Source organism: Arsenicicoccus sp. UBA2120 (genome assembly GCF_002330965.1).
GTDB classification, from domain to species: domain Bacteria; phylum Actinomycetota; class Actinomycetes; order Actinomycetales; family Dermatophilaceae; genus Arsenicicoccus; species Arsenicicoccus bolidensis.
In genome coordinates this window covers 1-4,961 of sequence record NZ_DCYC01000050.1, presented here as the reverse complement: position 1 = coordinate 4,961, position 4,961 = coordinate 1, and the positions used below count along the sequence as shown (strand labels likewise).

Annotated in this window: 3 protein-coding genes; 1 reads left to right on the top strand and 2 read right to left on the bottom strand. The window is 71.1% G+C overall.

The features are described 5' to 3' along the window. Positions 1 to 414 precede the first annotated feature (414 nt). Together B2P18_RS07045 and metH are read right to left on the bottom strand one after the other, a co-directional pair. Positions 415 to 1,077 carry an HAD family hydrolase gene (locus tag B2P18_RS07045; protein ID WP_029213007.1) on the bottom strand — a complete coding sequence of 221 codons (663 nt, stop codon included), beginning with the start codon at positions 1,075 to 1,077 and terminating at the stop codon, positions 415 to 417. Between the two features lie 85 nt (positions 1,078 to 1,162). Continuing rightward, positions 1,163 to 4,732 (bottom strand): methionine synthase, encoded by a 3,570-nt coding sequence (gene metH, locus B2P18_RS07040; RefSeq protein WP_286957534.1) that lies wholly within the window; start codon positions 4,730 to 4,732, stop codon positions 1,163 to 1,165. 49 nt (positions 4,733 to 4,781) lie between these two features. Between metH and B2P18_RS07035 the strand changes: the two genes are divergently transcribed. Next, positions 4,782 to 4,961, top strand: a 180-nt coding sequence (locus B2P18_RS07035; protein ID WP_286957529.1) for a PAC2 family protein, incomplete at its 3' end; no start/stop codon positions are given.

Here is a 4,961-nt window from a genome sequence, read left to right as displayed (position 1 = left end):
TTCGTGCGCTCGCAGCTCACGAAAGCGCGATTCGGGGCGCCCTCACCGGCCGTTCGTGCGCTCGCAGCTCACGAAGGCGCGATTCGGGGCGCCCTCACCGGCCGTTCGTGCGCTCGCAGCTCACAAACGCCGCGTCCACGCCGGCCGCACGTGTCAAAGGTGCGTGCGGGAAGCAGGTATGCCGCACCCGGGCCCTCCGTACGTGGCAAAGGTGCGTTCCGGACGCAGATCCCACCCGTCGGCGCCGACTCGGACCCTGCGCTCGGCCTTCGTGCGCTCGCAGCTCAGGAACGCGCGATCCGAGGCGCCCTCACCGGCCGTTCGTGGGCTCGCAGCTCATAAACGCCGCGTCCGCGCCGGCCGCACGTGCCAAAGGTGCGTGCGGGGTGCAGGTATGCCGCGTCCGCGCCGGTGTCAGGCGAACAGCCGCCACAGTTCGGGGATCGACGCGCCGGTCATGGTGGGGACGATGCGCAGGCCCTCCTGCTCGGCGATGTCCACCATGTGCGGGATCCCGATGGTGGGGACGCCGGCGGCCAGCGCGGATGCCAGCCCCGTGTTGGAGTCCTCGACCGCGAGGCAGTCCCCCGGCGCCACGCCGAGCAGGCTCGCCGCGGTGAGGTACGGCTCGGGGTGCGGCTTGCCCTGCTTGACAACGTCCCCGGTCACGACCGCGTCGAAGGTCCCCGCGGGCAGCGCCTGGACCATGACGTCGGCGAAGGCGGCATACGACATCGTGACCAGGGCGCAGGGCACCCCGAGCTCACGGGTCGAGGCGAGCAGCGCCTGGGCGCCGGGCCGCCACGGGATGTGCTCGCGGAACCGCCGGATGACGCCGGCGAGGAGGGTCTGCACGACCTCCTCGCGCGGCATCGTCACGGGCGTGTGCTCGCGGATGTAGTCCGCCGACCACAGCAGCGCCTGCCCGACGAGCTGGTGGGCGTGCTCGTCGGACCACTGCCCGCCGAAGGACTCGACGAGGGCGTACTCCTCGGCGATCCAGTAGGGCTCGGAGTCCACCAGGGTGCCGTCCATGTCCCACAGGACGGCGGCGGGCAGCGCGGCGCGCTCGGTCATCGGGCTCCTCGGGTTCGTCGGCGTGCGCGGTCTGCGCGGGCCGCCGAGATGCGACGGCCCGCGCAGACCGCTTCGGTGCGGTCGGTCATGCCTTGAAGTAGCTCGCCTCGGGGTGGTGCGCGACGAGGGCGTCCGTGGACTGCTCGGGGTGCAGCTGCAGCTCCTCGGACAGGGTCACGCCGATCCGCTCGGGCTCGAGCAGCGCCACCAGGGTCGCGCGGTCCTCGAGCTCCGGGCAGGCCGGGTAGCCGAAGGAGTAGCGCTCGCCGGTGTACTTCTGCCGCAGGATGTCGCCGAGCGCGTCGGCGTCGCCGTCGGCCAGGCCGAGCTCGGCGCGGACGCGGGCGTGCCAGTACTCCGCGAGGGCCTCGGTGAGCTGCACGGACAGGCCGTGGAGCTCGAGGTAGTCGCGGTAGGCGTTGTCCGCGAACAGCTCCGCCGTCGCCAGCGCCACGCGGTCGCCCATCGTCACCAGCTGGAAGGTGATGACGTCGGGCTGCCCGTCGGCCTCGACGGCCTCCTTGGACCGCCAGAAGTCGGCCAGGCACAGGCGCCGGTCGCGTCCCTGCCGGGGGAAGGTGAAGCGGGCGCGCTCGCCGCCGAGCTCGATCGTGCCGTCGGGGCGCTCGGTGTGCTCGAGCACGACGACGTCGTTGCCCTCGCTGTAGCACGGGAAGTACCCGTAGACCACGGCGGGCTGCACGAGGTCCTGGGTCTTGATGCGGTCCAGCCACATGCGCAGCCGCGGCCGGCCCTCGCGCTCGACGAGCTCCTCGTAGGAGGGGCCGTCGTCGGCGCGGGACGGCTTGAGCCCCCACTGCCCGAGGAAGGTCGCCCGCTCGTCGAGGTAGCCCGCGATGTCGCTGGTCGCGATGCCCTTGACGACGCGCGTGCCCCAGAACGGCGGGGTCGGGATCCGGTTGTCCGTGGTGACGTCGGACCGTCGGGTGTCGATCTCGACGGGCTCGGTCGGCTCCGTATGCCGGGCCGCGACCCGACGCTGGCGCAGCGGGGGCAGCGCGTCGGTCAGCTGCACGGCGGGGTCGGCCTTGGCCTTGGCCACCGCGTCCATGAGCCGCAGCCCCTCGAACGCGTCCCGCGCGTAGCGCACGTGCCCGTCATACAGCTCGGCGAGGTCCTGCTCGACGTAGGCCCGGGTCAGGGCCGCGCCCCCGAGCAGGACCGGCCAGCGGTCCGCGAGGGAGCGGGAGTTCAGCTCGAGCAGGTTGTCCTTCATGATCACGGTGGACTTCACGAGCAGGCCGGACATGCCGATGGCGTCGACCGCGTGCTCCTCGGCCTTGTCGATGATCTCGTTGACCGGCACCTTGATGCCGATGTTGACGACCTCGAAGCCGTTGTTGGACAAGATGATGTCGACGAGGTTCTTGCCGATGTCGTGGACGTCGCCCTTGACGGTGGCGAGCAGGACCTTGGCCTTGGCCTCGCGCTTGGCACCGCCCGCGGCGGCCTCGATGTGCGGCTCGAGGTGCGCGACGGCGGCCTTCATCGTCTCGGCCGACTGCAGCACGAACGGCAGCTGCATCTTGCCGGAGCCGAAGAGCTCGCCGACGGTCTTCATGCCCGCGAGGAGCATGTCGTTGATGATCGCCAGGGGGTCGTGCCCGGAGTCCATCGCCAGGTCGAGGTCGGCCTCGAGGCCGTTGCGCTCGCCGTCGATGATGCGCTGGGCGAGGCGCTCCTCGAGCGGCAGGGACGCCAGGGCGTTGGCGCGCTCCTCCTTGAGCGAGGTCGAGTCGACCCCCTCGAAGAGCTCGAGCATCCGGGACAGCGGGTCGTAGGTGCACTCCGACTCCCCCGGCTCGCCGGCCCACTCGCGCCGGTCGTGCACGAGGTCCATGGCGACCTTGAGCTGGTCCTCGGGGATCCGCGAGATCGGGACGATCTTGGCGGAGTTGACGATCGCGCTGCTCAGCCCGGCCTTGACGCACTCGTCGAGGAAGACCGAGTTGAGGACCTGGCGGGCAGCGGGCTTGAGGCCGAAGGACACGTTGGAGACGCCGAGGGTGGTCTGCACGCCCGGGTAGCGGGTGGTGAGCTCGCGGATCGCCTCGATCGTCTCGATGCCGTCGCGGCGCGTCTCCTCCTGACCGGTGGCGATCGGGAAGGTCAGGCAGTCCACGACGATGTCCTCGACGTGCATGCCGTGCTCGCCCGTCAGCGCCTCGATCAGGCGCGACCCGACGGCGACCTTGTGCTCGCGGGTGCGGGCCTGACCCTGCTCGTCGATGGTCAGGGCCACGACGGCGGCGCCGTGCTCGGCCACGAGCCGCATCATCTTGGCGTAGCGCGAGTCGGGCCCGTCGCCGTCCTCGAAGTTGACCGAGTTGATGACCGCGCGGCCACCGAGGCGCTCGAGCCCGGCCTGGATGACGGCGGGCTCGGTCGAGTCCAGCACCAGCGGCAGGGTGCTCGCGGTGGCGAACCGGGCCACGACCTCGGACATGTCCGCGGCACCGTCGCGGCCGACGTAGTCGACGCAGACGTCCAGCAGGTGGGCGCCGTCGCGGGTCTGGGCGCGGGCGATCTCGACGCAGTCGTCCCACTTCTCGGCCAGCATCGCCTCGCGGAAGGCCTTGGAGCCGTTGGCGTTGGTGCGCTCGCCGATGGACAGGAAGGACGCGTCCTGGCGGAACGGGACGGGGGCGTAGAGCGAGGCGACGCCGGGCTCGGGGGTCGGGTTGCGCTCGCCGATCGGCTGGCCGCCGACCGCCTCGACGACGGCGCGCAGGTGCTCGGGGGTCGTGCCGCAGCAGCCACCGACCAGGGCGACGCCGTAGTCCTGGGTGAAGGTGCGGTGGGCGGCGGCCAGCTCGTCCGGCTGCAGCGGGTAGGTGGCGCCGTCCTTGCCCAGCTGCGGCAGACCGGCGTTGGGCATGCAGGTCACCGGGATGCGCGACTGCTGCGACAGGACCCGCAGGTGCTCGCTCATCTCGGCGGGGCCGGTCGCGCAGTTGAGCCCGATCGCGTCGATGCCGAGCGCCTCGAGGGCGGTCAGCGCCGCGCCGATCTCGGAGCCGAGCAGCATCGTGCCCGTCGTCTCGACCGTGACCTGCACGATGACGGGCAGCGTCTCGCCGGCCGCCGTCAGCGCGCGCTTGGCGCCCACCACCGCGGCCTTGGCCTGCAGCAGGTCCTGCACGGTCTCGACCAGCAGCGCGTCGGCGCCGCCGTCGATGAGGCCGCGGGCGTTCTCGGCATACGCGTCCCGCAGGGTGGCGTAGTCGATGTGCCCGAGGGAGGGCAGCTTGGTGCCGGGGCCCATCGAGCCGATGACATAGCGGGGCTTGTCCGGCGTCGACCAGTGGTCGGCGGACTGGCGGGCGATCTCGGCGCCCGCGCGGGCCAGCTCGTAGATGCGGTCGACGATGTCGTACTCGCCGAGGTTGGCGTGGTTGGCGCCGAAGGTGTTGGTCTCGACGAGGTCCGAGCCGGCCTCGAAGTAGGCGTCGTGCACCGAGCGGACGACGTCGGGGCGGGTCGCGTTGAGGATCTCGTTGCAGCCCTCCAGGCCCAGGAAGTCCGCGTCCACGTCGAGGTCGACGGCCTGCAACATCGTGCCCATCGCCCCGTCACCGATCAGTACTCGCCGACGGGCGGCATCCAATAAGGGCGAATCGAAATCGACAGACATGGCCCCAGTGTATGGGTGGGGAACAACCGGACGAACGTAGGCTGTACTAATGACTGTCCAATGGAGTCCCGACGGGCATCTCGATCTGGAGAGCCCGGTGATGATCGTGGCCTTCGAGGGCTGGAACGACGCCGCGGACGCAGCGACCAGCACGGTTGACCACCTGCTCGAGCAGTGGGATGCCGAGGTCTTCGCCGAGCTCGACCCGGAGGAGTTCTACGACTTCCAG